The 26826-nt window shown below is 52.0% G+C and carries 28 protein-coding genes and 2 tRNA genes; 18 read left to right on the top strand and 12 right to left on the bottom strand.

The window, feature by feature from the left end:
- The 5 genes from Q0628_RS12870 to Q0628_RS12850 form a co-directional block, all read right to left on the bottom strand.
- Positions 1-230 (bottom strand): Hsp20/alpha crystallin family protein (locus Q0628_RS12870; protein WP_298771589.1); only part of this gene is annotated, 230 nt, incomplete at its 3' end.
- Between the two features lie 207 nt (positions 231-437).
- Complete coding sequence (locus Q0628_RS12865; RefSeq protein ID WP_298771587.1) at positions 438-1742, bottom strand: TolC family protein; 1305 nt, start codon at positions 1740-1742, stop codon at positions 438-440.
- Positions 1743-1827: 85 nt separating this feature from the next.
- Positions 1828-1902: transfer RNA gene (locus Q0628_RS12860), tRNA-Val, on the bottom strand.
- Positions 1903-1949: 47 nt separating this feature from the next.
- Positions 1950-2414 carry a PTS sugar transporter subunit IIA gene (locus tag Q0628_RS12855; RefSeq protein WP_298771585.1) on the bottom strand — a complete coding sequence of 155 codons (465 nt, stop codon included), beginning with the start codon at positions 2412-2414 and terminating at the stop codon, positions 1950-1952.
- A gap of 63 nt (positions 2415-2477) precedes the next feature.
- Positions 2478-3248, bottom strand: coding sequence for a type I 3-dehydroquinate dehydratase (locus tag Q0628_RS12850; protein ID WP_298771584.1), 771 nt, complete (start codon positions 3246-3248; stop codon positions 2478-2480).
- Positions 3249-3374: 126 nt separating this feature from the next.
- On the opposite strand from Q0628_RS12850, the gene Q0628_RS12845 reads away from it, so the two are divergent.
- The 6 genes from Q0628_RS12845 (at position 3375) to Q0628_RS12820 (ending at position 7486) form a co-directional block, all read left to right on the top strand.
- Complete coding sequence (locus Q0628_RS12845) at positions 3375-3956, top strand: ATP-dependent Clp protease proteolytic subunit (protein WP_298771582.1); 582 nt, start codon at positions 3375-3377, stop codon at positions 3954-3956.
- A gap of 21 nt (positions 3957-3977) precedes the next feature.
- Positions 3978-4898 carry a signal recognition particle-docking protein FtsY gene (gene ftsY, locus Q0628_RS12840; protein ID WP_298771580.1) on the top strand — a complete coding sequence of 307 codons (921 nt, stop codon included), beginning with the start codon at positions 3978-3980 and terminating at the stop codon, positions 4896-4898.
- A gap of 3 nt (positions 4899-4901) precedes the next feature.
- The gene (locus Q0628_RS12835) at positions 4902-5315 is read left to right on the top strand and encodes a hypothetical protein (RefSeq protein ID WP_298771578.1); all 414 of its coding nucleotides are present in this window, start codon (positions 4902-4904) and stop codon (positions 5313-5315) included.
- Complete coding sequence (locus Q0628_RS12830) at positions 5315-5815, top strand: thioredoxin family protein (protein ID WP_298771576.1); 501 nt, start codon at positions 5315-5317, stop codon at positions 5813-5815. Before Q0628_RS12835 ends, Q0628_RS12830 begins: the two co-directional genes overlap by 1 nt.
- Positions 5816-5856: 41 nt before the next feature.
- Positions 5857-6963, top strand: coding sequence for a glycosyltransferase family 2 protein (locus Q0628_RS12825; protein WP_298771574.1), 1107 nt, complete (start codon positions 5857-5859; stop codon positions 6961-6963).
- 64 nt (positions 6964-7027) lie between these two features.
- Positions 7028-7486 carry a hypothetical protein gene (locus Q0628_RS12820; protein ID WP_298771572.1) on the top strand — a complete coding sequence of 153 codons (459 nt, stop codon included), beginning with the start codon at positions 7028-7030 and terminating at the stop codon, positions 7484-7486.
- A gap of 64 nt (positions 7487-7550) precedes the next feature.
- On the opposite strand, the gene Q0628_RS12815 is transcribed toward Q0628_RS12820, so the two are convergent.
- Both Q0628_RS12815 and Q0628_RS12810 read right to left on the bottom strand, forming a co-directional pair.
- Positions 7551-8786, bottom strand: a complete 1236-nt coding sequence (locus tag Q0628_RS12815; protein WP_298771570.1) for a hypothetical protein — start codon at positions 8784-8786, stop codon at positions 7551-7553.
- 24 nt (positions 8787-8810) lie between these two features.
- Positions 8811-12128, bottom strand: coding sequence for a transglycosylase domain-containing protein (locus tag Q0628_RS12810; protein ID WP_298771568.1), 3318 nt, complete (start codon positions 12126-12128; stop codon positions 8811-8813).
- Between the two features lie 137 nt (positions 12129-12265).
- Here Q0628_RS12810 and Q0628_RS12805 point away from each other — a divergent pair.
- The 10 genes from Q0628_RS12805 to Q0628_RS12760 all read left to right on the top strand — a co-directional run bounded on the left by Q0628_RS12805 (position 12266) and on the right by Q0628_RS12760 (position 20518).
- Positions 12266-12354 (top strand) — tRNA-Ser (locus tag Q0628_RS12805).
- 166 nt (positions 12355-12520) lie between these two features.
- Positions 12521-12859, top strand: a complete 339-nt coding sequence (locus tag Q0628_RS12800) for a hypothetical protein (protein WP_298771566.1) — start codon at positions 12521-12523, stop codon at positions 12857-12859.
- 92 nt (positions 12860-12951) lie between these two features.
- The gene (gene lptC, locus Q0628_RS12795; RefSeq protein WP_298771564.1) at positions 12952-13761 is read left to right on the top strand and encodes an LPS export ABC transporter periplasmic protein LptC; all 810 of its coding nucleotides are present in this window, start codon (positions 12952-12954) and stop codon (positions 13759-13761) included.
- Positions 13758-15098 carry a hypothetical protein gene (locus Q0628_RS12790; protein WP_298771562.1) on the top strand — a complete coding sequence of 447 codons (1341 nt, stop codon included), beginning with the start codon at positions 13758-13760 and terminating at the stop codon, positions 15096-15098. Before lptC ends, Q0628_RS12790 begins: the two co-directional genes overlap by 4 nt.
- Positions 15095-15832, top strand: a complete 738-nt coding sequence (lptB, locus tag Q0628_RS12785) for an LPS export ABC transporter ATP-binding protein (protein ID WP_298771560.1) — start codon at positions 15095-15097, stop codon at positions 15830-15832. Before Q0628_RS12790 ends, lptB begins: the two co-directional genes overlap by 4 nt.
- 78 nt (positions 15833-15910) lie before the next feature.
- Positions 15911-17542, top strand: a complete 1632-nt coding sequence (gene rpoN, locus Q0628_RS12780; protein WP_298771558.1) for an RNA polymerase factor sigma-54 — start codon at positions 15911-15913, stop codon at positions 17540-17542.
- A gap of 151 nt (positions 17543-17693) precedes the next feature.
- Complete coding sequence (gene raiA, locus Q0628_RS12775; RefSeq protein WP_072979834.1) at positions 17694-18011, top strand: ribosome-associated translation inhibitor RaiA; 318 nt, start codon at positions 17694-17696, stop codon at positions 18009-18011.
- A gap of 27 nt (positions 18012-18038) precedes the next feature.
- The gene (gene hprK / locus Q0628_RS12770; RefSeq protein ID WP_298771555.1) at positions 18039-19055 is read left to right on the top strand and encodes an HPr(Ser) kinase/phosphatase; all 1017 of its coding nucleotides are present in this window, start codon (positions 18039-18041) and stop codon (positions 19053-19055) included.
- Positions 19048-19965, top strand: coding sequence for an MlaD family protein (locus tag Q0628_RS12765; RefSeq protein ID WP_298771553.1), 918 nt, complete (start codon positions 19048-19050; stop codon positions 19963-19965). Before hprK ends, Q0628_RS12765 begins: the two co-directional genes overlap by 8 nt.
- A gap of 82 nt (positions 19966-20047) precedes the next feature.
- Positions 20048-20518 carry a TraR/DksA C4-type zinc finger protein gene (locus Q0628_RS12760; RefSeq protein ID WP_298771551.1) on the top strand — a complete coding sequence of 157 codons (471 nt, stop codon included), beginning with the start codon at positions 20048-20050 and terminating at the stop codon, positions 20516-20518.
- Positions 20519-20592: 74 nt separating this feature from the next.
- On the opposite strand, the gene Q0628_RS12755 is transcribed toward Q0628_RS12760, so the two are convergent.
- Positions 20593-21672 (bottom strand): glycoside hydrolase family 5 protein, encoded by a 1080-nt coding sequence (locus Q0628_RS12755; RefSeq protein ID WP_298771549.1) that lies wholly within the window; start codon positions 21670-21672, stop codon positions 20593-20595.
- Between the two features lie 33 nt (positions 21673-21705).
- Positions 21706-21996, bottom strand: coding sequence for a hypothetical protein (locus Q0628_RS12750; RefSeq protein WP_298771547.1), 291 nt, complete (start codon positions 21994-21996; stop codon positions 21706-21708).
- An 84-nt stretch (positions 21997-22080) separates the two neighbouring features.
- Here Q0628_RS12750 and Q0628_RS12745 point away from each other — a divergent pair, with 84 nt between their 5' ends.
- Together Q0628_RS12745 and Q0628_RS12740 are read left to right on the top strand one after the other, a co-directional pair.
- Positions 22081-22902: a menaquinone biosynthetic enzyme MqnA/MqnD family protein gene (locus Q0628_RS12745; RefSeq protein WP_298771545.1), complete on the top strand. Its 822-nt coding sequence runs from the start codon at positions 22081-22083 to the stop codon at positions 22900-22902.
- Between the two features lie 98 nt (positions 22903-23000).
- A complete protein-coding gene (locus Q0628_RS12740) occupies positions 23001-23864 on the top strand; it encodes a diguanylate cyclase (protein WP_298771543.1) in 864 nt (287 codons plus the stop codon).
- A gap of 148 nt (positions 23865-24012) precedes the next feature.
- On the opposite strand, the gene Q0628_RS12735 is transcribed toward Q0628_RS12740, so the two are convergent.
- The 3 genes from Q0628_RS12735 to Q0628_RS12725 form a co-directional block, all read right to left on the bottom strand.
- Positions 24013-24642 carry a bifunctional 4-hydroxy-2-oxoglutarate aldolase/2-dehydro-3-deoxy-phosphogluconate aldolase gene (locus Q0628_RS12735; protein WP_298771541.1) on the bottom strand — a complete coding sequence of 210 codons (630 nt, stop codon included), beginning with the start codon at positions 24640-24642 and terminating at the stop codon, positions 24013-24015.
- Between the two features lie 77 nt (positions 24643-24719).
- Positions 24720-25925, bottom strand: coding sequence for an ABC transporter permease (locus tag Q0628_RS12730; RefSeq protein WP_298771539.1), 1206 nt, complete (start codon positions 25923-25925; stop codon positions 24720-24722).
- A gap of 23 nt (positions 25926-25948) precedes the next feature.
- Positions 25949-26698 (bottom strand): ABC transporter ATP-binding protein, encoded by a 750-nt coding sequence (locus tag Q0628_RS12725; protein ID WP_298771537.1) that lies wholly within the window; start codon positions 26696-26698, stop codon positions 25949-25951.
- Positions 26699-26826 lie beyond the last annotated feature (128 nt).

The raw sequence follows: 26826 nt of genomic DNA, 5'->3' as shown, positions 1-26826 counted from the left end.
CTTTCCTTGCGGGCACGGGTTGCCTTGACGGTGATGATGTTCTTTTCGACCTGGACATCCAAGTCTTCCTTTTTCACGCCCGGAAGCTCGACTTCAAGCATAAAGCCGTTGTCGACTTCGTAGTAGTCGGCCTTGGGGGTGTAACTGCATTCGTTCTGGGCATTGCAAGCGTTCAAGTTGTCAAGAAAGTTCTGGATGCCGTAGAAAGTGTTCGGAATAAACTGTGTCATAATTTTAACCTCGTTGGATGTGGGCCCAATCTTTGGTGGTTTGCCTTGGCTTGGAGCCCTGTTTTTGTCTTCACACCCCTAATAGCAAAAGGCGTGCCAACTTTGAATTTTGGGCCCTTTGCGGCTTAAGAGGGCCGTTTGTGCTAAGGTCGTTCAATAAGAAACGCCCCTTGTTTCAGGGGCGCAACATCTGCTGTTTATTTTTGATTAGTCCAGCTTTCCCTGGTAGAGTTCCAGGAGCTTTCGCGAAAGCAGGCTCGTGTACTTGGCGTTCGTAAGGGTTATGCGGGCTTTTTCGAGGTTGTTCTTCTGCGTCAGAAAGTCTGTGTAGGTGAGGGCGCCAGCGCCCCGCTGTTCTTCGGCGACGGCGAGGGCTTCGCTTTCGGCCTGAACCTGGAGTATGGCCGCCTTCCATTGCATATCGGCGCTGACCGCGTTCAGGTAGAGTTTCTCGATGTTGTTTTCGAGCGTCTTGGCGTTCTCCCTGAGGCTCACCTGGGATTCGGTTTCGCTTACCTGTGCCTGCAGGACCTTGTTGGTGGTTGCGCCGCCGTCTATGATCGGGATGTTGATGCCGAGCGTGATGGAGTTCTGCCAACCGTACTTGAGCTGGTCTCCGTAGTGGTCGGATTCCCAGGCCTGCAGGCCTGTGCTGGAATTTGCACCGAGTGTCACCGTGATGGAGCTGCCCTTGCCTGCGACCTGAGTGTTCTTCTGAGCCGCTTTCACCGATAAGCTGTCGGATTTGAGTCCGGGGTTCGCCTTCTGGGCGTCGGCCTTCAGCTGGGCATAATCCGGAAGTGGGGCAATCGAGTCCGGGCTTTCGATAGATGTTTCTGGAGCAGAAATGTCGAATTCTGCGCCATCGTCAAGCTCGAGCAGTTGCCTGAGAGTCGTTTTAGCCGTGTTTACGGAGAGCTGAGCCGTCAGTTGCGATGCCTGCTTCTGCAGTACGTTGGACTGCGACTGGGTAAGGTCCTTTTTGGTGATGGATCCTGCCTCGAAGAGCTTACTGTAGTGCTCGAATTCCGCCTGGGCAAGTTCCACGGACGCATCCGCGATACGTTGGTTCTCGCTTGCTGCCAGGAGGCTCATGTATGCGTTCAGCACGCTTTCCTGTACTCCGCGCTCCGTCTGTTGCGTAGCCAGCTGGCTTGCTTCTTTTGAAAGGGTCCTGGATTCCACGTTCAGGCTGGTGGCGCCACCGTCCCACAGTGTGTAGGAACCCGAGATGCCGACATTCAGCCGGTAGTGGTCCTCGTTGTGGACAAAGGGGTGGTCGTAGAGCGTGTTCTGGATGCTTGCGCTTACGGTCGGGGAATTGCTAGTCCGTGCTTGCTTTATCGAGATGTCCGCCTGCTGTTCGCGAAGCCTTGCGGATTCTAGCTTGAGACTCGCCTTCTTTGCCTGGACGAGGCATTCCTCGAGCGTCCAGGTGCCGGCTGCGGCTGCCGTCGTCCAGAGGGTGATGGCCGCGAGAATTCCGGTATGTAAAGCTCTAGAATAAGTCATGCCTTTTAGATGCCCGTGCGAATGAATTCGTTGCATCGGTGGTGACAAGATAACAAAAAAAGACTCCGCCGTGGAGCCCTTTTCGTGGACGGTACTGGATTTGAACCAGTGACCTCTGCCGTGTGAAAGCAGCGCTCTAAACCAACTGAGCTAACCGTCCGAGGTGCGAGCAAATATAGAAAAGCGATTTGCTCTTGTCAAGGGGCGCTAGAGGTATTTGTCCTCGGCGGCGCGGAGGATGGTCAGGAACTCGGCTGGGGTCTTCGAGGCAATCAGGTCCTTGCGGACATTGCCGTCGGCGAGCAGGCGGCTCACGGAGGAAAGTGCCTTGAGGTGCGGTCCCACGGTGTTGCCCGGGCTCACGATCAGGATAATCAGATAGACGGGTTCGCCGTCGAACGAGGCGAAATCCAGGCCGTTTTCGATGGTGGCTGCCGCCATGCACATGCGGTCCACGTAATCGATCTTGGCGTGGGGCACGGCCAGTCCGCAACCGATACCGGTAGAACGGCTCTGTTCGCGGCTCCAGACGGCATCAAATATTTCGTTGCGGTGTTCCAATTTGTAGGCACTGCAGAGGGTGTCCACAAGCTCGTTCAGGATTGATTCCTTGGATGAACTCGTAGAATTGATCAGAATGCAGTTGTCGACAAATCTTTCGGAAAGACGCATGTTGACTTCCTTTTGTAAATAACTATATAGATATTTAGCAAAAAAATGGGTTCAATTAAAGGCTTAGGGCACCATTGCGTTCAAAAACGCCAATATTTCCATCTGGGAATGTAATTTTTCGGATTGTTCCAGGGCTTTTTTCATGATGGCGACATCGATCTGTCCGGGGGCTTCGGAATGCCCGATGGACCCGTAGGTGAGGTTCGCCCCTTCCTTGAGCGACCATAGGCGGCTGACTCTGCCGGTTTCGCCCATGCCGAAGGCGGCGAGCATCCGGAACTTCTTTCCGTATTTCTTGGCGAACTTGTATAGGCGGTCGCAGTCGGTTTCGGAAGTACTCATGGCTGCAATCTTGAGGCCGGGGGCTCCGACGCGCTTGACATCGTCGGCGAAGGTCTCGAGTTCCAGTTCGTTTGGGATACGTGTAAAGTTGTGCTCTGAAATAAGCAGGCTCGTGCCTTTGGGTCGTGCCAGGGCGCTTAGCGCCTTGTAGTCGGCAAGGCAGTCGCGTTCCAGGTCAAGCCATTCGGGGGCTTGGGGGGCGCGTAGGATTCTTTCCCAAAGGGGCAGACGTTCAACAACGCGTGCGTCGGGAAAACGCCCCCCGTCCCTCTGGAGCCGGATGGTGCCTATCTGCAACTTGTCTGACACGATGCTTCTGACTCTTTCTGACAGTTTTTCCCATTGGGCTTCGTCAAAGAAGTCGTAGCGGATCTCGATAGCGTCGCAGCAGTCTAGATCAAGTCGCACCGGATGGAACGGGTCCCTTTCGGCGGCTTCGAGCGTGTCGGGGCTAATGAGTCCGACGAGGTATTTTGCTGAATCGGATGGCATGTGCGCAAAGATAGCAAAAGTAGGCGTAGCTAGGCATCCCGCAGCGAAAAGCGTTTGACAATAGGGTTTTTCGAAACGATAATATATTGAATTTTCTAAATTGTACCCGAACAAAAAGGATTTATTATGGCTGATTGCAACGAAAAGAAAGAGAATGCCCCTTCCGAGATCATGAAGAAGGCTGAAGAATACCTTGCCTCCAAGCGCAAAATTTTCTTGTGGGGCGGTGTCGACGACGAAAGCGCCGAACGCATCGTGAAGGAACTTTTGTACTTGGATTCCCTGAACCACGATGACATCTATTTCTTCATCAACAGCCCGGGTGGCGTGATTTCTAGCGGCCTTGCCATTTACGACTGCATGAACGCTATCCAGAGCGACGTGGTCACGGTCTGCTGCGGTCAGGCCGCCTCCATGGGTGCCGTACTTTTGACTTCGGGTGCAAAGGGCAAGCGCTATGCCTGGCCCAACGCCCGCATCATGATTCACCAGCCGCTCATTCACGGTGAAATTGTCGCTCCTGCAAGCGATATCCAGATTCAGGCCGAAGAAATGCTCCGTATCCGTAACATTACGGGCAAGATTCTCGCCGAAACGTCTGGCCACACCATGGAAGAAATTGACCGTGACACGGAACGCGACAACTTCATGAGCGCCGAAGAAGCCAAGTCGTACGGCCTGGTTGACAAGGTCGAGAGCATCGTTTAACGACTTTACGGAATTTTTTGCATGGGACTTTTTTCTGCCATCAAGAGTGGTCTTGCCAAGACCCGCGACGCCCTGATGGGCGAACTTAAGGGAATTGTCGGTGCCGGAAAGATTACGGACGAAACGCTTGAAGAACTCGAGGAACACCTGATCAAGGCGGATGTGGGTGTCGAGGCGGCGTTCCTTTTGACGGATGCCTTGCGCGAAAATGCCCTGGGCAAGTCGCTCACGACGGAACAGGTTCTCGATATCATGCGTAACGAAGCGGAACGCTTGCTCAAGGATCCTCCTCCGTTTGAGCTCAAAGGCAAGCCGCATGTGGTGCTTGTGATTGGCGTGAACGGCGCCGGTAAGACGACGACTATCGGTAAGCTTGCCGCTCGTCTCAAGGGCGAAGGCAAGAAGGTGATGATTGCGGCCTGCGACACTTTCCGCGCGGCAGCGATTGACCAGCTTGAAACCTGGGCAGAGCGTAGCGGTGCCGAATTCGTGAAGCACCAGGAAGGTTCCGACCCCGCGGCAGTGGCGTTCGACGCCTGCAACGCTGCGGTGGCCCGCGGCTGCGACGTGGTCCTCATCGATACCGCCGGCCGTCTGCACAATAAAGACTATTTGATGGAAGAACTCAAGAAGATTGTCCGCGTCATCAAGAAGGTAAGCCCCGACATGCCGCACGATATGTGGCTTGTAATCGACGGCAACACTGGACAGAATACCATCAACCAGACGAAGATATTCAACCAGAGTTTTCCGCTCACCGGCCTCGTGGTGACCAAGCTTGACGGTACGGCTCGTGGAGGCTCGGTCCTTTCGATTGCGAGCTCGTTGCAGATTCCTATCCGCTGGGTGGGCATGGGAGAACGTATCGACCAGTTGGTGGAGTTCAATAAGCGTGATTACGTGGACGGCCTCTTCGAAAATGCCCTGGAAGAAAAGGAATAGACCTTGCGCATCCTGCCCGTAGCATTGTTCCTGCTTGCGTTGCCTTTTGCGGGGCTGTTCTCGGGATGTTCTGACGAGGTGTCCGTCGACCAGAATTTTGTGAACCTGTTCGTAGAATTGCGCCTTGCCGAAATGACTTACGGCAAGGATTCGCCGATGGCGCGCTTGGTTCGGCGCGACGCCTTGAAGGCTGCTGGCTACACTCGCGAAGAGTTCCTTGCAAAAACGGATGAAATACTTGAAGATGAACGCCAGTGGGTGCCGTTTCAGAAAGCGGTTGTGGCGCGTATAGACACCCTGCTTGCGACACCCAGTCCGGCGCCGCAAACTGAAAAGGCCTCGTTGGATGCAAAGAAGAATATTTTCGATAACATAAAAAAGATCCCTTTGCGCAAGAGTAAGGGAGGCGACGACTAGTGACTTTCCTGAAAAAAATAGTTGTCCTTCTATGTTGCTTTGCCGCCTTCTCGATAGCCGCCTCGGATAAGTCCAAGTCGAAAGCGAAGGATTCTCCGAAGTCCCTAGTCCAATGGATGAACTATGACGAGGCTCTTGAAAAGGCGAAACTGGAACCGAAGCTAGTCTTTGTCGACCTGTATGCGGACTGGTGCGTTCCTTGCCGTATCATGGATGCGAATGTTTACAATAACCCGACCGTTGCGTCGTTGTTGAATTCTCGTTTCTATGCTGTAAAGCTTGATGCCGATTCGCAGGATACGATTACGTGCGATGGTCAGAAAAAGACGGTGCAGCGTTGCTATTATGACGTGTGGGAATTGAATGCGTTGCCCGCCTTTGTGCTCGTGGCACCCAAGGGGTTGAGTATCCTGACGGTAACGCAGTCCATGACCGTCGAAGATTTGCAGTACATGCTTTACCAGTTCCTGGAAAAAGAGAAGGAGTGGATCGCCAGATGAATGAACAGGTCCTTTTTTATGCACAAATCATTTTCTGGGTAATGCTTTTTCTGATCGCGCATTGCTATCTGCTCTTTCCGATGACGCTTCCTTTTGTGAGTGAAATTTTCAAGCGCCGTAAGTTGATCGAAAAGGGAGATGTTGAGCTTCCGACAGTCTCGATCCTGATTTCGGCGTACAACGAGGAGGCAGTCATTGAACGCAAAATTCAAAACATTCTGGAACTGGATTATCCCAAGGATAAGCTCGAAGTGCTGATTGGCGATGACGGATCCGCTGATAGGACCGCCGAAATTGTGGCTCGCTATGCCGATCAGGGAATCACCCTGGTCAAGGCTCCGAAAAACGCGGGAAAGGCGGCCATGCTGAACCGACTGAACAAGATCGCGAAAAATGACATTCTGCTCTTTTGCGATGCGAATACGATGTTTTTCCCGAATGTGGTGCGCAAACTGGTGACTCCGTTCCAGGATAAGAAAATCGGATGTGCTTGTGGTCACCTGATCTTGTCCGACAAGAGCGGTTCCACGCTTGGCCGAGGCGAAAGCTCTTACTGGGATCTGGAATCGGAAATCAAAAAGTTCGAAGGTGTCCTGGATTTGCTGATTGGCGGTAATGGTGCCCTTTATGCAATACGCCGCGAACTTTATACGGAACTGCCGGTCAGAAAGAGCGTCATGGACGACTTCTTTGTCACGACCAAGGTGCTTGAAAAGGGATATTATTGCACCTTTGTCACAACAGCCATTGGAACGGAACAGACTTCGAAGGAATCAAGCGGTGAATTCCGCCGCAAGGTGCGTATCGGTCGTGCGAACTTCAATTTCCTTTTCTCGTATCTGCCCCTGTTGAACCCGCTTCGTCCGCTGCTTGCCTATTTGTTCTTTTCACATAAGATTCTACGCTGGTTCTCGCCGCACATCCTGATTCTTCTGTTTATTGCGAATGCTTTTTTGCTGACGAGCGGGCTCTTCTATCAGATATTCTTTGGCGTCATGGTTGCAGGTGGCCTGGCTGCTGCATTCAAGATTGTTCCGAGCGGTTACTATTTTCTTTCCATGAATTATGCAATCCTTAAAGGCTTCTTTATGGCCTTCAAGCCCGAAAAGAGTGGTGGCTGGGCCCGTGAAGCCCGCAGTGACGAGTAAAAAAAGAAATGTGTGGTGTTGAATGTGAAATGAAAGATTATATTTGAGTTTGAGTGTTCGCCGTATGAAAAAAATCCTGACTGCCATCTTGTTTACGCTCGTGTTTGCCGTAGTGCCGGCAAGTGCCTTCACCATGGACGTGCAGGGCGGTATCGTGAATCACGTGAGTGAACTCAAGAATTTCAACTTGAATGTATATGGTCATTGGTGGTATCCGATTGACCAGATGCTATTCTTCGGTATCGGTTCCGGTTATCAGGAAATAGACAATGTGAGTCTCATTCCCGTATCGGGTAGTGTTTGGATCCGTCTCCCGATCGGAAACCGTACGCTTCCGGTGGCTACGGGTGACTGGGGCTATCTTTTCGGTTCAAATAATCAGATGTTCTGGCGCGCCGGAGGCGGCTTTGATATCAAGAACGGGGACTATTCGTCGATCATGCTGATGGGCGGCTATCAGTTCCTGGATCACGAAGGCAAGGGCTATGCCTACGTGCAGGCGGGAATTCTGGTAGAACTATAAAAAATGTGTAATGAGTAGTGCGTAATGTGAAATGAGTGATTATTCGCTTCACATTTCACAAAACTTACTTTCCTAATTCCGTTTCCAGAAACTTCTTGTTCTCTTCGACTTTCTGCTTTTGCGGATTGTCCGGATATTCCGTCAGGCATTTGTCCAGCGGAGCGATTGCGTCACGTAGCAAGGCCTTCTTCTTTTCGGCGTCTTTCTGCTTCTGTGCCTTGGCAAATAGCTGGCTAGTCATCTTGCGCTGCTTGGTGCAGTAGCTGTCGGCAAGTTTCGCATAGAGCTCGTTTGCTTCCTTTCGAAGCTTGCTTGCCTTTAGCTTGTTCAGAATTTCCTTGGCTTCGCCGAAATTTTCCTTTTGCAGCAGGGAGTCTGCCTTGGCCAATGCCTGCGTCGGGTCGTTCTTTTCCCAGTACTTGGCGGCGGTTGAATCGGATGTCGCCGCGATTTCACGAATGTAGTCGATAAGTCCTTGCGTGTTTAGGGAATCTTCGAAGTCTCGGTAGCGCATTTGCAGCGTAAGAGCCTGCCTTTCGGCTTCGGCAAATCGAGCCTGGTTGTCGGCAAGCCCCTTGATGGTGGCGTATTCCTTTTTGGCCTTGGCAAGCGTGTTTCTGAATGCGATGTTTTTCTGCGACTTGGCCCATTGAGTCAGGGAATCACCTGGAGCGAGCGCAATAAGGCTGTCGACGGTTTGCGCGACTAGGCCATAGTCGGAACTGGCACGGTTCATGTTTTGAATCTGGAACACCATCGGTTCGTAGGCTTTTGCCTTCTCGGCACGAGTCTTGCCGAATTCATTCAGCATTGAGTCGGCCTTGGTTTCCCACTGCGCCCAGAGCGGCTTGATGACCCGGAATCTTTCCAGGTAGGCCGTTGCGGAGTCCGTATAGCCCGCCTTGTACAAGGTGTCGGCGTAATCGAAAATGCTCTGAACCATGGCAGGAATTGCCGTGTAGGGATCAGTAGGAGCGGTATTGATGACGGCGGATACGTTGCCGGCACTTGTCGACGGAATGTGTTCGGGAGTATTCAGTCGGTGACTGTCCAGTGCCTGTGAATCGAAATAGATGCCGCCTTGATTGCCTTCGGAGGATGCAGCCTGTAGTTCCTTGGCGTCGCTGGAATGGGACTGATTGGCTGGAACCGACTCCTGTTCGGTAGCAGAAATAGCGGATTCTGCCGAAGACTCCTGCTCTGTCTGAGGATTGGTTTCGGGGGCGGGGGCGCTACCGACGCATGCGGTGAACGCGAATGCCGCTGCTGCCAGAACACTGTATCTTAATTTGTTAAACATGGTCTCTGTTCTTCCTGCAATCTACTATTCAGCTTCTATCGGTACGAAAGCGTTCTTGTTGTCAAATCCGTCGGGCAGGTCCCAGTCGTCGTCCTTGGGCATTGCTGCGGCCTTCGGCGTTGTCGGTTGTGCCGGTGTAGTTGGCTGAGCTGCGGGGGTGGCGGGCTGTGCCGTTGGAGCCTCCGGGATTGAGTTTGTAGCAGTCTTTGAGGAGTCGCTAGTTTCGGCTACGGAGCTGTCCGCCGTCGTCGCGCTCGGAGCGGTTTCCTGAGCGGCGAGGGTGGAGTCGTTCGTGGCCGTTTCGGCCGGCGTGGGCAGGCTTACCATGATTCCGTTTTCGGCTGCGGTCTCGGCGGCTGCGGCCTGGATCTGCGGCGGCGTGAATCCCGGTACTTCGAGCCACGGGAGAGGGCGTCCTTGTTCGGCTGCGGCACCGGCCATAACTCCACCGGTCATCGGGTCGACGGTCAGTTGCCCGCGTTCGTTGGTCAGGACAAGCGGTACTTCCCCTGCGGCGAGCATTGAAATGTCAAGAAAGTCGATTTTTTGCGGAATGCCAAGAATTTCTATTTCCTTCTTTGCGAAGTCGGCCCATTGCGGAAGGCCACCGCTTGCACCTGCGATACGCGTGCGTCCTGATTTCAGGGGTTTGTTGTCGTCGAAACCGACATAGCTTCCGATAGCGATCACGGAGTCCGTCGAGATTCCGTTCTTTTCGTTTACATAAGTGGGAATCGCTCCGAGAAAAGCCACGTTCCTATAGTCGTTCGTTGTGCCCGTCTTTCCGAGGGCAGGGTAGCGCAGTGTAATGGAGCTGTCGGGGGAGGTTGTCGTGATGTTTGCGTATTGGCTTCGGGCGGTACCGTTTGTGAAAACCGAGTGAAGCATGACAGCCATCTGTGAGGTGATGGTATCGCCGAGCAGCACCTTGCTTTCGACCTTGTTCCTGAATATCACCTTGCCGTCGCGGTTCTTGATTTCCTTGATGAAGCAGGGCTCCGTCCAGTCGCCGTCTAGGCACTTGAACACCTTTCCCGTAAGTAGGGTCTGGTAGGCCGTCGAAATTTCCGCAAGCGTAATGTCGTTCACGCCGAGTGGCATGCTGAAGACCTTTTGCAGTTTCTGTCGAATACCGATTTCCTTGGCGAAGCGTGCGTATTCCGCAAAAGAAAGAGAGCGACGGAAATCAGGCCAGTAACGGATGTGTTCTGCGTCCAGGTAGTCGGTTTCGCTGTCGACGGGTTCAATCATTGTCGAAAGGCGCTTCATGTCAGAAAGGGTAAAGTGGTTGAAGAGAACTACGGAATCAAGCGGAGGCAATACGGCGGTCGGATCGAGCTCTTTGGCCTGGCGGTCGCGCAGAATTTCGGAATAGCGCTTGTAGTTGTGGTTGATGAATCCGATGATCTTTGCGTCTTTTTTCGCCTGCTTGACGGCTACCTCATTGAAAGTGCCGTAACGCATGTTCTGAACATCGCGGGCCAGGTCCTCCTTGCCCTCGTTCCTGTAGCGTTCTGCCAAGGCGTCTCGTGCCTTGGTGAATTCGATTTCTCTTTTGGAATCTTCCTTCAGGATTAGGCCGAACTTGTCGCGCAGGCGTTCGAAGTATTTCTTGGTATCTTCGTCGTCGTTGCGGGCATAGCCATTCTCTTTTGCGACATCGTTGAATTCCTCGAGGGAAAGTTTGTCGAGCAGGTGTTCCAGAAGCCAGATGCTAGCGATGTTTTCGGAACGGGTCGTGGCCCATGCGACACTCACTATGTCGCCTTTGTTCTTGTGGTCCGGACGCGGAAAGTAGAACTGGTTGACGAACTGGAATACGTTGAAGTCATTCTCGAGCATGTCGAGATAGTTCCAGTGATATTTTAGCGCGAGTGCGTAGAGCAGCGGCTTCCAGCTGGAACCGAGTTGGCGTACAGCCTTGAAGCTACGGTCGAATCCGGTGTTGTGGAATCCGCCCTGGCTCGCTATTACATTTCCGTTCTGCAGGGCAAAAAGGGCTCCTTGCAGGACTGGTTCTGTTTCAATCTGGCATGGCGCGAAACCGTCTGTAGTCTTGTCGTCCAGAACGCTCACAAGAAGAATCGCACCCTTCTTGAGTTGCGGGGCGAGAATCTTGTTCACGTCGCCGCCCGCTTTCTTGGCGAAATCCTTTACGGCTGTTTCGGAAACAAGTCCCTTGAGCTGGCCGAAACTGAGCGTGAGTGCCTTGAGGTTTCCTCTGTCGTCGACCATGATGCTGTCGACGGTGCCGTACAGATAGTCGCCTTTGCGCGCGGACTGAGCTCGGTTTGCAAATTGGGCCCTCGGCAATACGAAACCGCCCAGCTGCATCTGCAGTCCACTGATGTTTGATTGGAGAGCCGTCTTTGCCGCATCCTGGCTTCTGGCGTCGAGCGTCGTGGTGATGGAAAGCTGAGCCTTGCGCCAGTCCTCGATGCCCTCTTCTTCAAACGTCTTTTGGAAATAGTCTCCGTCAAGCTTCTCCTCGATGCGGTCAAGTATTGTGCTTACGCTGAAACGGAAGTTGCCGTGGTTGAATTCCAACGGTTTTGCAAGAGCGGCATCCATGTCTTCTTGCGAAATATACTTTTCATCGACCATGCGTCCCAAGACATATTGGAGACGTTCCTTGCCGCGGGCGAGAGCCTTTTCGCGTCGTTCGGTGCTGCGTTGGATAAACGGATCGTAGTTGAAGGGGCCCTTGACGGAACCGGCAATAAAGGCGCATTCGGCGAGGGTCAGGTCCTTGAGTTCCTTGTTGAAGAAATACTGTGCGGCAATGGCGACGCCCTTTCCTGTACCCGAAACATGGAACTGGTTCAGATAGAATTCGAGAATTTCTTCCTTGGTGAAATGTTTTTCCATGCGCAGGGCATTGATGAGCTCCTTGCCCTTTTCCTTCACGCTTCTTTCTTCGCGGCCGAAGATGTTCTTGACGGTTTGTTGGGTGAGCGTGGATCCTCCCTGACGCATGTGTCCGCTCTTGAGATTCGAGACCATGGCGCGGGTGAAACCGTAGATGCTGAAACCGTCGTGGTGCCAGTAGCCGGCATCTTCGGCGGCAATCAGGGCGTTTACGATATTGGTGGGAATGTCTCCGTAGGGAACGTATACTCGGTGGTTTGCGTCGAAGAAGGCTCCCAGCAGTTGGTCGCCATCGTTGTAATAGACTCGGGTTTCTCCGGAAAGAACCTGAAGGATGGTTGCTCGGTTGAACTGGTTGTCGGGATCGCGGGCGGGCAGTATCTTAAAGATGACGATATAGGCGGGAATGCAGCATATCAGTCCGACCAGCGCGAAGGCGGCCAGAATTTTCAAGAGTTTGATGAAAAGACGCATGCCGAAAATGTAGAAATTTTGGATTTTTGCTCGATGAATTGTAAAAAAAAGAGCGATAACGAGGCGAATTTTAGTGTTTTTGGGAGTGGACCCTTGAAAATTTGGCAATTTTTATCTAAAATTTGTGTCCCCAAGATGGGAAGATGGCCGAGCTGGCCGAAGGCGCGTCCCTGCTAAGGACGTATAGGACTTAATCCTATCGCGAGTTCGAATCTCGCTCTTCCCGCTGCAAAGGTCCCCCGGAATTCCGGGGGATTTTTGTTTTTTGCGCAAAAAAAGGCTTTTTTTGTGCATGTTGGGGCTTTTTTTGCTCCCGATGGTCATTTTTTACTTGATTTTTCTATTTTCAAAAGTGATATTATAGGAAAGGATTCTACCTAAGGAGTTTAAAAATGAAAGCATCTAGTTTCTTGGCCGGTCTTGCCATGGGCGCCGCCGCTGCCGTTCTCGTTTCTAAGAAAATCAAGACCCTTTGCGCTGACGATGACGAGTCCAGCGAATGCGACAGTTCGGCTCTTAGAGACGCGGAAAATGCTGCCAAGGCACTCAATAGTTCCATGGACAGCTTGAGGAACGAACTGAATACCCGTATCGAGTCCGAGCAGACCTATGCCGCCCAGTGCGAAGATCTTAAGGACCAGGTTGCAAAGAAGGATGTCGAAATTGAAAATCTGAAGAATCTTTGCGATAAGCAGGCCGGCGAACTGAACAAGCTCGAAGCGGGTAAGTAAGACAACTTTATTTATGCTAGAATTGTACCGGATTTCGCAGGAAATCCGGATTTTTTTGTAAATTTATCCTCGTGGCACATTTTTTGCTTAACATGTTGTCCAAAAAGGTTCAGCACGGCGCCCTAAACGTGGCGCTGGTTCTTCTTTGCTTGTGTCCTGTGTTCTGGGGATGCGAAGAAATAGAGGCCGAAAAGCCGTGGCTTCAGGTGGAACGTCCCGAAATGCTGTTTACCGATACGACCCTCATGGATAGCTATGACAAGGGGGTGCTTGCCTGGAAGCTAAAGACTGCCTATCTTGAACGGTGGGGAAACAAGGATATCGTTTTCGTTCGTCCGATTCTGGTGGATATTTACGATTCGCTTGGAGAACGGACAGCCTTCCTGCGTGCGGATTCCGGACGCATGGATCTGAAATTCACCTATGTCTATGCCTATGGCCATGTTTATGCGCTCACGCCCAAGGGCGCTTCCGTGCGTTCCGATTCGCTTATCTGGAATAAGCGCGACAACCTGGTGACGACGGAAAGTTCGGTGCGCGTGGTGAGTGAGGAAGGCGATGTCCTGCAGGGACGAGGTTTTGTGAGCGATGCGCACATGGACAACTGGCGCATTCTGTCTAATGTAACGGGAATCTTTCAGGATGCCGCCCGCCGTTTAAAGGAAGAAGACAAGAAAGAGGCGAAGGAAATAGAGAAAAGGGATAGCCTGGAAGCGGTCCAGCGCCCGCCCGTACCGAAGGCAATGCAGAAAAGCGCTCCCCAGCCTCCGAAGGTAGCTCCTCCGAAAGTGTCCGCGCCATCGGCTCGTGATACGGCGGAGTCCGCAGCAGACAAGGCTCGGCTCCAGAAGATAAGGATGCGCGCCCAGAGGGCGAGTGCAACGGCCAGAGGAGTGCAATGAGAATCCTGCCGCTGTTCCTGCTAATCCTCCTTTTCCTAGTGGAAAGCCCGCTTGCGCAGACATCGCCTTTAATCATGAAGCATGCCGATAGCCTTGCTGTCGCAAGAAAGCGCGGAACCTTGCTATTGCAAGGTCGCGTGCACTTCGTGCACGATAGCGTGCAGTTTCGCACGCAGCGCGCTTTCTGGAACAAGGACGCCGAAATGGTGCAGTGCAGCGGAGGTTTCCTCTTTACGCATCCATCGGGTTACATTAACGCCCATAATGGACAGTATCAAAAGAAGAGTGGCCTTGCGACGGCGTCGGGTGACGTACATGCGGGTGACTCCGCGAACACTTATTTGTTTACTGGAGAATACCTGGAGTACGATCGCGAAAAGGAAATTCTCACGATGCCTTCCAAGCCAAAGCTCTTTCAGTTTGAAAAGCAGAAAAAGGGCAATATCGATACCGTCACGATTTCGGCAAAACGGATTATATACAACAAGGGTGTCGCCTTTGCCGAGGCTTTTGACAGTGTCCGGGTGACGCAGAAGGAAATGGTCGTGACTTGCGATACGGGGTATTTTGACCGCAAGAACAACTGGCTTTCGATGAAAGGACACCCGACCTGCGACCTTAAGAATTACCACCTTACGGGCGACTCCATTTTCTTGGTGCTTGATTCTACGGGAAAGTCCCTCAAGTCGGCTCTCGTGATTCGAAATGCTCATGGCGTTCAGCATGAAAAACCGAAGCGTAACGCTCCCGGAAGTGTAACTGAAGCCTTTGGCGATACGCTATATGCGGAATTTAGCAAGGATAAGATTGAACGACTCTACGTGAATCTGAATGCGCGCGGATTTTTTTATGAGACTGACCTCAAGGAATATCGCAACTTGATGGATGGGGATCGTCTCGATCTATACTTCAATCAAGGGAAGATGGACAAGGCCGTCGTTTCGGGCAAGGCTCAGAGTACCTATTTCTACGTGAAGAAGGACCGTTCCGTGGCGGGTAAGAACGAGGCTGCTGGCGATACGATTCATATTCTGTTTGATGCCCAGAAGAATGCGGTAAAGTCGCTTCGGCTTCTCGGTGGTGGCACGATGGCGAGCGGCCGCTATATCGATATGGAAAAGGAACAGCGCAACAAGAAGGCGGCCATTCAGGACTCCCTATTGAATGTACGCACGGAACGGGACTCGGTCGCCATAGCGAAAACGGCCACGAAGGCTTCTTCCGGCGTTGCGAAGAATGCAAAACGCGGGTTCATGAATTTAAAGAAAAATCACAAAAAAAATAAATCTTCTTCGACGGATTTAGTAAATTCTTCCAGTAGCGGGGAGGAACCATGAAAAATTTAGTCAGTACCATACGCACCGAGCATTTGCGCAAAGTCTACGGCGGTCGTCAAGTCGTTAGCGATGTTTCTATCCGTGTGTCGCAAGGCGAAATTGTCGGTCTCCTCGGTCCGAACGGTGCCGGCAAGACGACTTCTTTCTACATGATTGTCGGAATGGTTCGTCCGGAATCAGGACATATCTTTCTGGACGATATCGAGATGACCAACAAACCCATGTACAGGCGTGCTCGCCTTGGAATCGGTTACCTGCCGCAGGAAGCTTCCATCTTCCGTAAACTGAGTGTCGAGGACAATATCATGGCCATTCTCGAGACACAGAACCTGAAGCGCGCCGAACGCAAGCGCCGTCTCGAGGAACTGCTGGAGGAATTCAAGATAGGCCATATTCGCAAGACGAAGTCCATGAGCTGTTCGGGTGGAGAACGCCGCCGTCTAGAAATTGCGCGTGCCCTCGCTAGCGACCCGTCCTTTCTGTTGCTTGATGAACCTTTTGCCGGGATCGATCCGATTGCCGTTGCCGATATCCAGTCCATTATATCGGGACTCAAGGAACGCGGCATGGGTGTTTTGATTACCGACCACAATGTGCGTGAGACGCTTTCGATTACCGACCGCGCCTACATTATGTACAAGAGCCAGGTGCTTACCGAAGGCTCTTCGGAATACCTCGCGAATGATCCCGAGGCCCGCCGCATTTACTTAGGAGACAGTTTCAGCCTTGGTTAGACGAAAAAACACTTCGTCTATGGCAACGCCTGAATTATCTTTCGTCAATCGTCTTTCGTCTATCGTCTAGGAAACCCTATGAATCTTGGAATGCAACTTGGTACAAGCCAGCGGCTGGAGCAGACTCTCTCGCCGCAGTTGCGTCAGTTCGTGACGATCTTGCAGAAAAATTCCCTGGAACTCGATACGGCAATCAAGGAGGAACTGGAAAGCAATCCTCTCTTGGAGCTCGATGATTCCGCCCCGATGGAAGAACGTGAAGTACGCGATGACGAACTTCCCGAATCCGGAGCGGAACTCAAGACCGACGACCTGGGCGACAACTATGACGATTACGATTCCTCTTCGCTAGATGACAGCGCCATGACGGACAGCGGTTTCCTAGATGGAGACGATAGCGGAGATATCGATTACGACCGTTACCTGAAGGATGGCTCCATGAATGAGGACGCCCCTTTCAAGGATCTGAACGCGCCTTCTAACGATTCGGACGAGGAGTGGGACCGTCCCATCAAGGATTACGGCAAGAGCCTGCAGGATAGTCTCCGAGACCAGCTGCTGCTTTGGTCGGGTACTCATGAACTTCTGGAACAGTTGGCAAGGCACGATTGTTCCGAGAAACGGTTTCGGTCGCTGGTGGAGTATTTGATTGACTCCGTTAACGAAGACGGCTTTTTGAAGGCTAGTACTCCGGAAATGGCTCCGCTCCATCTTTCCGATGATCCCTTTATCAATGAAATCGAGGCGGTCATTCGTGGAGAAAAAGTGCTTGAAGACGCATCCTTGCCGGTCCGCGAAGCGATTCATGTTCTGCAGGGATTTAGCCCGCGTGGCATAGGTGCCCGTGACCAGAGGGAATGCTTTTTGATTCAGGCGTACGCTATGCCAGAATTCCCGCCGCTAGGTATCACGATTCTGGAAAAGTGCTACGATGACCTGCTTTCGCTACGCTATGCAAAGATTGGCAAGACTTTGGGTGTTTCCACCGAAGATGTGCAGCAGGTTGTCGCGAGCTTTGCCCGTCTCAATCCACATCCCGGTTTCCTGCTGTCTAATTCTCGTGTGCAGCTCGTTGCTGCGGATTTGAAGATTGTCGATAAGCATGGCCGCATGGAAATAGAATCCGTGCGTTCTCCCTTGATGAAGAGACTTCGCATTAACCAGACCTACAAGGCGATTCTCGATGACAAGCGCGCATCGAAGTCGGACCGTGAATACGTAAAGACGCATTTGTCCAAGGCGGTAGAGTTCATGAAGGCTCTCGACAACCGTTACTCGACTATGGAACTGGTGATGCGCGCGATTTTTAAGCGTCAGAAGGATTTCTTTACCAAGGGACCCGCCTTTCTGAAGCCGATGGTGCAGCAGGATATTGCTGACGATATCAAGCGCGATGTAAGTACAGTGAATAGGTCCATTAACGGTAAGTATGTGGACACGCCCTATGGAATTTACGAACTCAAGAGGTTCTTTACTTCGGGTGTCAAGCAGGATGACTCTGTGGACGGCGAAGAACTCAGTTCGGCGACCATTCTCGATGCCATCAGGAACCTTGTAGATAACGAGGACAAGAAAAAGCCTCTTTCGGACCAGGCAATTTCGGACAAGCTTTTGGAGCAGGGAATCAAGGTGGCTCGTCGTACGGTGGCCAAGTATCGCGAGAAGGAATTGCGCATTTTGCCGGCAAATCAGCGTAAAAGAACCTTCTAAAATATGCCCCGGAACGCCATATTCCAACTTGGAATAGACTTTTCTTAAAAAAAATGAAAAAAAACTTTGTTTTTGAACAAAAAAAGATGTATATACTCTAGACGTGAGGTAGATGCCTCGCGAATGAACCCTATTTTATGGAGGTTATATCATGGATATTCAGTTTTCTGCACGTCACTTCAATGCTTCTGCCGGACTCCAGGATCGTATTCAAGAAGAAATGGATAAATTAGCCCGATTCTACCCGAATATCACCAGTGCCTCCGTCATTCTCGATCACGAAGTGGAACACCAGCGCCATTGCGAAATCACCGTGAATATTACCGGTTCGCAGGTAGTGGCTTCCGCCGACGAAGAAAACATGGGCAAGGCGGTCGACGTGACTCTTGAACGCATCAAGGTTCAGCTGAAAAAGGCTAACGACAAGCAGAATGATCATCGAGCCCAGCCCGTTTCCGAAGTCGTATAATCGGTTAAGATTGTGGCTGAGTCAAGATTGAAAGACATCAAGATCCTGCACCGGGAACGTCTCCTGGTGCGGGACTTTTTTTTGCGTTATGGCAAGGACCTGCAGATGGCCTGCCATTCTCCGGAATCGTGCCTGGATTCCCCGATAGCTGAAAGCGGTATTCATCGACCGGGCCTCGCGATGGCGGGCTACACTAAGGTCTATAGCTCGCAGCAGATTCAGGTGGTGGGTCATACCGAATGGAATTACCTGGAGTCGATTGGCCCCGAGGCTCGTGCCCGTGTTTTTGAGAATCTGTCTGTATATAAGGCGCCCATGTGGGTGGTGACGCATTCCCAGATGCCACACCCGGAACTCAAGGCGATGTGCGAACGACTGAACATACCGCTGTTCTCGACTACGCTGCATACTTACGAGTTCAACAAGGCCGCCCAGCGAATCCTCGAAGAATTTTTTGCACCCCATGCCATTATTCACGGAAGCCTGGTCGATGTCTACGGCGTCGGCATGCTGTATGTAGGCGACAGCAATGTGGGCAAGTCGGAATGCGTGCTGGACCTTGTCGAAAGTGGACACCGCATGGTGGCCGACGACGTGGTGCATATCAGCAACGTGGGCCGTTCCATTATCGGCCGCCCCGATCCGCTAATTAGGCATCACATGGAAATCCGTGGCGTGGGAATCCTCGATATCCGTTCGATGTTCGGTATCCATGCTATCCGCAAGGTCAAGAAAATCGAGACAATCGTGGAACTCCAGCAGTGGCAGCGTGATGGCGGTTACGACCGCACGGGGCTCAACGAGCAGGAAGAAGAAATTATGGGAGTCAAGATTCCCAAGGTGGTCATTCCAGTCGCTCCGGGCAAGAACCTGACGGTTATTTCCGAGGTCATTGCCATGAATACTTTGATGAAATATAGTGGCCAGAACGTGGCTCAGGACTTCAATGAGGCCTTAATGCAAAAGATTAAGGCCAAGGCCAAGGGCGAGTATGTCGATGATTTATTAGATTTCGACTATCAGAATTGGTCTTACTATGAATAGATTCACGCGCCTCGTCAAAGAAAACCTCTTGCCGTTCATCGTCTTTTCGGTGATTGCGGTTTCTTGCGCCGGCGCCTGGTACTATCTGCATCCGTCGAGTCCGTACCACGACCGGTACAAGTTTGTCGTTTCCTACGATGCCATCGGAACGCTTTCGCCGGGAAACCGTGTAGAAGTCCGTGGCATTTCGTGTGGTCAGATTGCCAAGGTTGAATTGACGGAAGATGCCGTCTACGTGACCGTAGAGGTCCTGGCATCGACGAGGATTCCGGTCAATTCGGAGTTCAGGCTGATCAATTCGGGCCTTATGGGTGAACGCGAAATGTGCATCCTCTCGGGGGACAGCGACAAGCTGATCGCTCCCGGAGATACCTTGATTGGTCATTATGACGAAGGCATGACCGGTGTCGGCAAGAAACTTGCGATGATTCTGGATGATGTTTCCGAAATCAGGGATACGCTCAAGGCTTTTGTAGATTCCATCACGGTGGGCGAGGCCGGGAAGAGCGTGCAGAGGACGGTGAAAAAGGCGGGGCGCATTGTGGATCTGACCAAGAGTGATGTCCAGGCGTGGAAGGAACAGGTTTCCGGAATACTGGATCAACTGGATGGGTCCCTTAGCCAGACGAAGACGATCCTGAGAGAAATTTCGGCCGATGGTCGGAAAAAGCTTGATACCGTGAGCTCGCTGATTGACCGTACTAATGAATTGCTGGAAAGGGTGAAGTCCCTGAAGCAGTATGGAGATGAAGTGTTTGAAAAGCTGGATCGTACCGACAATAATATCGGCCTGTTTCTTGGTTCCACTTCGGAGTATGCCAAGGAAGTGGATAAGCTTATTTTTGACATAGATCAGTTTAAAAACGATATAAAAAAGAACGGCGTCAAGCTGAATATCGATATTTTTTAAAAAAGTTTACCTTTTCCCGAAAAAAAAAGTTATTTATGACTTTATCGGTAGATTGTGTGCCATAGCAACTAAGGAGAATACCATGGCTGAGAAGAAACCTGTAAAAATGAGCGATGAAGACCTGAAGTTTTTTGAAGACATGCTTATCGAGAAACGCCGCCAGATCGTGACGGCGCAGACGGATTTTGACAAGACGGAATCCTTCAAGAATCAGGCACAGGCTGGCGAAGGTGGTGAATCGAACAGCGCCGATCTTGCTACCGATTATAACGCCCTTGAAACGAATTTCTCCTTGGCGGCCCGTGAGGGTAAGTATCTGGTGTATCTCGAAGAGGCCCTGAAGCGTATCAAGAAGGGTACCTTCGGTATCTGCAAAGTATGCGGCGAACTCATTCCCAAGGCTCGTCTCATTGCCGTTCCGACTGCAACGAAGTGCGTGAACTGCAAGGAAGAAACGAAGCGCAAGGAAAAGGAAGATAGCCGTCTTGAAATGGCCCGTATGCTTGCGGAAGCACAGCGTCGCGAGATGCTCAAAAAGGCTGCCGGAAAATAAAGGCCTATTTGCCCGTTTGCAAAAAACCATCAGCGTTTGACGCTGATGGTTTAATTTTATTTTCGGCGACGCTTCTAGCCCTTGGCCAATAGTTCCATCAGTTCGTAGTCGAGCCTTTCGGGGTTGTCGTACTGCTTGAGGTTTTCGTGCAGCGATTCGCCCTTCGAGATGATGCCGAAGTCCAGGTTCTTGTAGTTCCAGTAGCTGTAACCGACGTCTGCGTCGCGCAGGATTTCCATGAAGTCGCGCATCCATGCCATCTGGTGCTCACGGCCGACCTGCACGTAGACGCCGAACTCGTTACAGGCGACGGGCAGGTCGTACTTCGCGCGGAAGTCGAGAGCGTTCTGGATGCTTTCCTGCAAGCGAGCCTTGTCCCACTTGCCGTATTCGACATCGAGGCGAGTCTTTCCGCTTGCGTCGGGAGCGGGAGCGGCGTAGTCGCCGGGCCACGGACGGTCAATGTGGAAGAACGGATCGCCAATCCAGGCTGCGTGCTGGTGCGTGAATGTCACCGGGGTGTAGGTATGGAAACTGTAGATGGCGTTGTCGTCGTCGAGCGGAGTCAGATACTTGAATTCGCGGGCACTGTTCCACTTGTTGGATCCAACCACGATGGTGTTCTTCGGGGCGTGCTTGCGAATCGCCCAGAAGATTTCGTCTTTTACTTTGTCCCAAACCAGGGAATCCGCAGCGGCGGGTTCGTTCAGGATTTCCATCATTACGCGTGGTTCGCTGCTGTAGCGTTCGGCCATGTAGGCCCAGACCTTTGCGGTGTCCTTGCGGGCTTCGGCGCTAGCAAAGAACGGCTGTTCCTGGGAGCAACCTAGGTGAAAGTCATGTCCCGGGCACTTGTGCAGATCGAGAATGACGTCGAGGTCGCAAGCCTGAATTTCCCGGAGAGCCTTGTCCAGAAGAGCGAAAACTTCGTCCTTGGGCGCAAGCGTACCCTCGTCGAAAAGATTGAAGTAGTCTACCGGCAGGCGCACGTGGTTGAACCCCGCGTTGCGGATGCGCTTGAAATCGTCGACGCCGATAAACGTCTTGATGTGTGGGATGATCCCCGGAAAACCTACGGGATCTTTTTCCTGGATGCAGTCTACCTGGCTGAACCATCCACCCAAATTCACTCCCCGTAGTCTTTCTTTTTTCATTGTATCATCCGTTTTTGAAAAGGCTGAATTGCCTTATTCGTTTACGATCGTGAGGTCTTCTTCGGCGATGTTCAAGCTCATGATGACTTCCATGTCATCGGGAAGGTCCTTGAAATCGACGACCAAACCAACTTTCTTGGATTCGTCCTTCTGTTTTTCGAACAGGACGACATCGAAAATTTTCATTCTGACCACCGCCTCTTGAGTGACGGGAATTTCTATGGTCATGCCCTTGCTGATGGGCCCTTCAACAATCTTGCCCTTGAACACCAGAGAAGTCTGGTCGTCGCCGAGCGATGTCTTCTTTACATGGAATACAGCCATTATACCTTAGCCAATTTCGGTTATTTTTCTGTTATTTGTTCTTCGGCCCTGTTGCAGGCCGTGCCGAAAAATTAACTTTTTTGCATGGCTTTACGTGTCGGAAGAATCCCATTTTTGGTCTGTGCGCCGTTTTTTCATGACTTTATAGGACGGGAATCCGAATTTCGCAATATCGAATTCCTGGACGGTCCTCCGAGTCTTCATTGCGCCGGACTGAAGGATGGCTCGATTCACCTGTCTCCGGCATCGTCGATCACCTTTGCGCAGAAGCCTGGCGACTTCGTTCTCGCACCGGATATTTGTACCTCTTGCTCCTTTGAAGTCCGTTCCGTTAAGTTGTTTGCAAAATATCCGATAGGGGAACTGTCGCGCAAGAAGCTGCGCCTGACGGCGCAGAGCATGACGTCAGTGAACCTTTTGAAGATATTGCTGCAGGAACGCTTTGGGGTCGAACCCGAATACTTGCGGGGATCTTGCCTGCCGGACGACGATGCCTGTCTTCTGATCGGGGACCAGGCGCTAGAAGAAAATGAACGACATCGTTTTGCCTACGATTACGATCTAGGCTCTCTATGGCAGGATTGGCAGAAAATGCCGTTTGTCTTCGGTGCCTGGATTGTATCCAAGATAGCCTTGCGACCCGATCTAGTGCAGTCCTTGAAGGATTACCTGTGCTGGACTCGCGAAAGTGTCGAAAAATTTCGAGCCAACCCGTCGCTCGCCTTGGATCGGTGGTTAAGGCGCTATCCGGTTGATTTGCCCCGTTCCGTCATCGAGAATTACTATTCGGCTCTAGATTACCGCTTTACCGACGAGCGCAAGCGCTCCCTTTCAGTGTTTTTTGAGTATGCAGCGTCGCTCGGACTGATTGAGCGTGCCCCTGCATTGGAATTTCTGCCTTTTTAGGGCTCGTTTTGTAAAAAAAATGCCCGGCGGTGGCATTTTGCCATAAACAATATTATTTTACGGAGAAACCTTCGTCCTAGGACGAAGAGGAGCTGTTTATGGTTGAAGAAAAAATCCTGATAGTGGACGACAATGCCGAAGTCCTGTCTAAAACGAGTGACCTGCTGACGCAGGTCGGCTACAAGGTCGTCTGCATGGCTTCGGGCGAAGAGGCTCTCGATTTCCTGAACGAAAACATGGTTGACCTGGTTCTGCTCGACATCAACATGCCTAGCATGAATGGTTACGATGTCTGTCTCAAGATTAGACAGCGTTACGCCCTGGATGACCTTCCTGTCGTGTTCCTCACGAGCCGCGAGGATTCGGATAGCGTTGCCAAGGGCTTCTTGGCGGGTGCGTCGGATTTTGTAAGCAAGAGCGCCATTTCGGATATCCTGCTTGCTCGTGTGAATGTGCATATCCGTCTTTCTCGTTCGTTGCGCAACCTGAGGGATATTTCCTTGACCGATGATATGACGGGGTGCTTCAACCGTAGACATGGCATGTTTTCGCTGCGAGAATGGTTCTCGAGATGCAAACGCTACGGGACGCAGTTTGCCATTATCTTTTTTGATTTGAATGGCCTCAAGAGTACGAATGACCAATACGGGCATCAGGCAGGGGACCTTCTGTTGCGTTCCGTGGCTCATGCCGTGCAGGGAATATTGCGCGAAACGGACCTCCTGTTCCGTATGGGTGGCGATGAATTCATGGTGCTCTGCCCCGAGACCGACAAGAAAGGTGCATTCGTATGTGCCGAACGCATGCAGAAGGCTGTTGCGGAGATTACGATCGTCGACAAACAGGCTTCCTTCGCTTTTGGCATCGCGCATTCTAGCGAAGACTACAAGGAAATGGACGACATGTTGCACAGCGCAGATGTCTCCATGTACAAGATGAAACAGGAAATGAGGAAAAAGTAGGCAGTAGACAGAAGTGTCATCCTGAGCTAAACGAAACTTAGAACTTTAGTTCTCTAGTTGAGTTATGCCCTTTGGGTCGAGTGTAACGAGTCGAAGGATCTAAAAAAATCCCGCTTGAGCGGGACTTTTTTTGTCTAAATGGATTCGTCTACTTAATCGAAGCGAGGAGCTTTTTCAGGCGCTCGGCAATGGTTGCCCAGTCGCCTGCGGTCATTAGCTTCGGGTCGTAAATGCTTGCACCGAACGAAAGCAGGTTTGCGCCGGCCTTCAAGTAGCTTGCGGCGTTCTCCGGGTTCACGCCGCCGCATGCCATGAGCGGGATGTCGCGGAATGGCCCGCGCAGCGCCTTGATGTATTCGGGGCCGCCCACGCAGTTCACCGGGAAAATCTTTACGGCGGTGGCGCCCAGGTCGAAAGCCTTTTGCACTTCGGTGGGTGTCAGCGCGCCCGGAATAATCGGGATGCGGGCCGTGGCTGAAAGGCGGATGATTTCGTTGCGGGTATTGGGCGTCACGATAAATTCGGCACCTGCGGCAATGGCTTTGTCGAGGTCGCTCCCGTGGCGGACCGTGCCTGCACCTACGGCAATGCCGTAAGGCTTTGCGGCGGCCTTGAGGGCTGCAATAATCGATTCGGCGCTTGCGGTGTTCATGGTGACTTCAATCGCCTTGAGTCCGCATTCAACGGCGGTCTTGACGCATGCTTCTTCGGCGCCCTGGGGAATGTCGCGGAGAATGCCCACGACCGGCATCGGTTGTAAAAATTCAAGCAGATTCATGTCCTAAATATACAGAAAAAGGGTGTGATGTGCATATAAAAAATGCTTTTTTAGAAAAAATAGACAGTTGTTGGTTATTATTCGAACCTTAAGGCTTCAATGGGATCCAGGCGAGATGCCTTGCGGGCCGGGTACCACCCGAAAAAGACTCCGGTGGCAAAGCACACGCCAAAACTCACGATAACGCTCGTGATGGACACGCTCATGGGCCAGTTCATGGCAATCTTGACCGTCTCGGAAGCGGCAATGCCAAGGGCGATCCCGATGGCGCCGCCGAGCAGGCTGATAATGACCGATTCAAAAAGGAACTGCAACAGAATGTCGCGGCCGCGGGCACCGATAGCCATACGCAGGCCAATTTCCTTGGTGCGTTCGGTCACCGACACGTACATGATGTTCATGATACCGATGCCGCCTACAAACAAACTAATTCCTGCAATCGCGGTCAGCACCAGCGAGAGCATGTCCGAGGTGCTGGTGACCATCTGGATCATTTCTTCTTGGGTAAAAACGCGGAAGGGGTCGGTGGGCTTTGTCCAGCTGCGGCGCTCCTTCAGGATTCCCATGATTTCTTCGGTGGCTTGCACCGCGTAGCCCTCGCCAATGGAATTCGCATAAATCTGGCGGATGTTCGTGGTGGCGTTGAACCGCTTCATCACCGTCTGGTAGGGTGTAAAAATCACGTCGTCGTTGTCTTGTCCGAAATCGCCGGAGCCTTTCGCCTTTAGGGTACCGATGACTTTGAGCGGAATGCTCTTGTAGCGGATGGTTTTGCCGATGGGGTCGCCTTCGGGGAACAGGTTTTTCACGACGGTCTGGCCGATGACGCAGACTTTGGCCATGCGGTCTGCCTGGTCGTCGAACATGACGCCGTCTTCGATTTCGTAGTTGCGGATTTTCAGGTAGTCGGCCGATACGCCGCTCAATGCCGTGGGGGAGTTGTTGTTGCCTACAATGGCCTGCCCGCCTACGGTTATCATGGGCGAGACTCCGTTAATGTAGGTGGCGTTTTCGCGGATAGCAATCACGTCGGCTTCTTCGAGCGATTCGGTGGATTCCATTTGCACGCCGCCGCGACGGTCGCGGTTTGGCATGATGATGATGGCGTTCGTGCCCATGGCGGTCATCTGTTCCTTGATGGATTTTTTGGAACCTTCGCCCATGGCGACCATGGTGATGACTGCCGCGACACCGATCACGATGCCGAGCACCGAAAGGAAGGTGCGCATGCGGTTACGCAACAAGGCGCGGAGGGAGATTTTTATGAGAGTTAGTGGGGACATCGTCAATTATCCATTATCAATCATCAATTATCAAAATTCTCCGGGGGTGGGAGCGCTTCGAAGGCGGCTTTGGCGTCTTGAACGGATTCATTCTTCACATCTTTTTTCAAAAGTCCGTCGCGCAGCGTAATGGTGCGCCCGCTAAAAGTCGCGATGTCGGGTTCATGCGTCACGAAGGCGATTGTTTTTCCTTGGCGGTTCAGCTTCTGGAAAATCATCATGATCTCGTAACTGGTGCGCGTGTCCAAGTTTCCGGTGGCTTCGTCGGCCAAGATGATGACCGGGTCGTTTACGAGCGCGCGGGCGATGGCGACTCGTTGCTGCTGGCCACCCGACATTTGGTTCGGCAAGTGGTTCATGCGGTCTTCAAGCCCGACCATCTTTAACGCCTCGATAGCGCGACGGTGGCGTTCCGCTGCCGAAATTTTCGAATTGTATAAAAGCGGGAGTTCTACATTCTCGATGGCCGTGGTGCGGCTCAGGAGGTTGTAACTCTGGAACACGAATCCGAGTTTCTGGCTGCGGATTTTTGCGAGTGCGTCGCGCTTGAGTTTTTCGGTGTGCTCCCCGTCCAGAATATACTGCCCGGAGGAGGGTTTGTCCATGCAACCCAAAATGTTCAGCATGGTCGACTTGCCAGAACCGCTGGTGCCCATGATGGTCACGAATTCGCCGGGGTAGATATCAAAAGAAACTCCACGCAGCGCGTGGACGGTCTCGTCACCCATCTTGAAATCGCGGCGGATATTCTGTATGGACAAAATTGGGTTCATAATCGCTATTTTGATGCCTAACAAGGAGTTTTGGTTGCTTTTTGTATGATTTTAGGGGTGTGAGTAAAATCACAATGGGGTTTTCCGTTCCTAAAATACTACATTGAGAACGAAATGTAATAAAGACA

The sequence above is a fragment of the uncultured Fibrobacter sp. genome (assembly GCF_937877005.1).
Classification (GTDB): Bacteria; Fibrobacterota; Fibrobacteria; order Fibrobacterales; family Fibrobacteraceae; genus Fibrobacter.
Note: the sequence above shows the minus strand (reverse complement) of the source record. Positions and strands in the feature narration are given on the sequence as shown.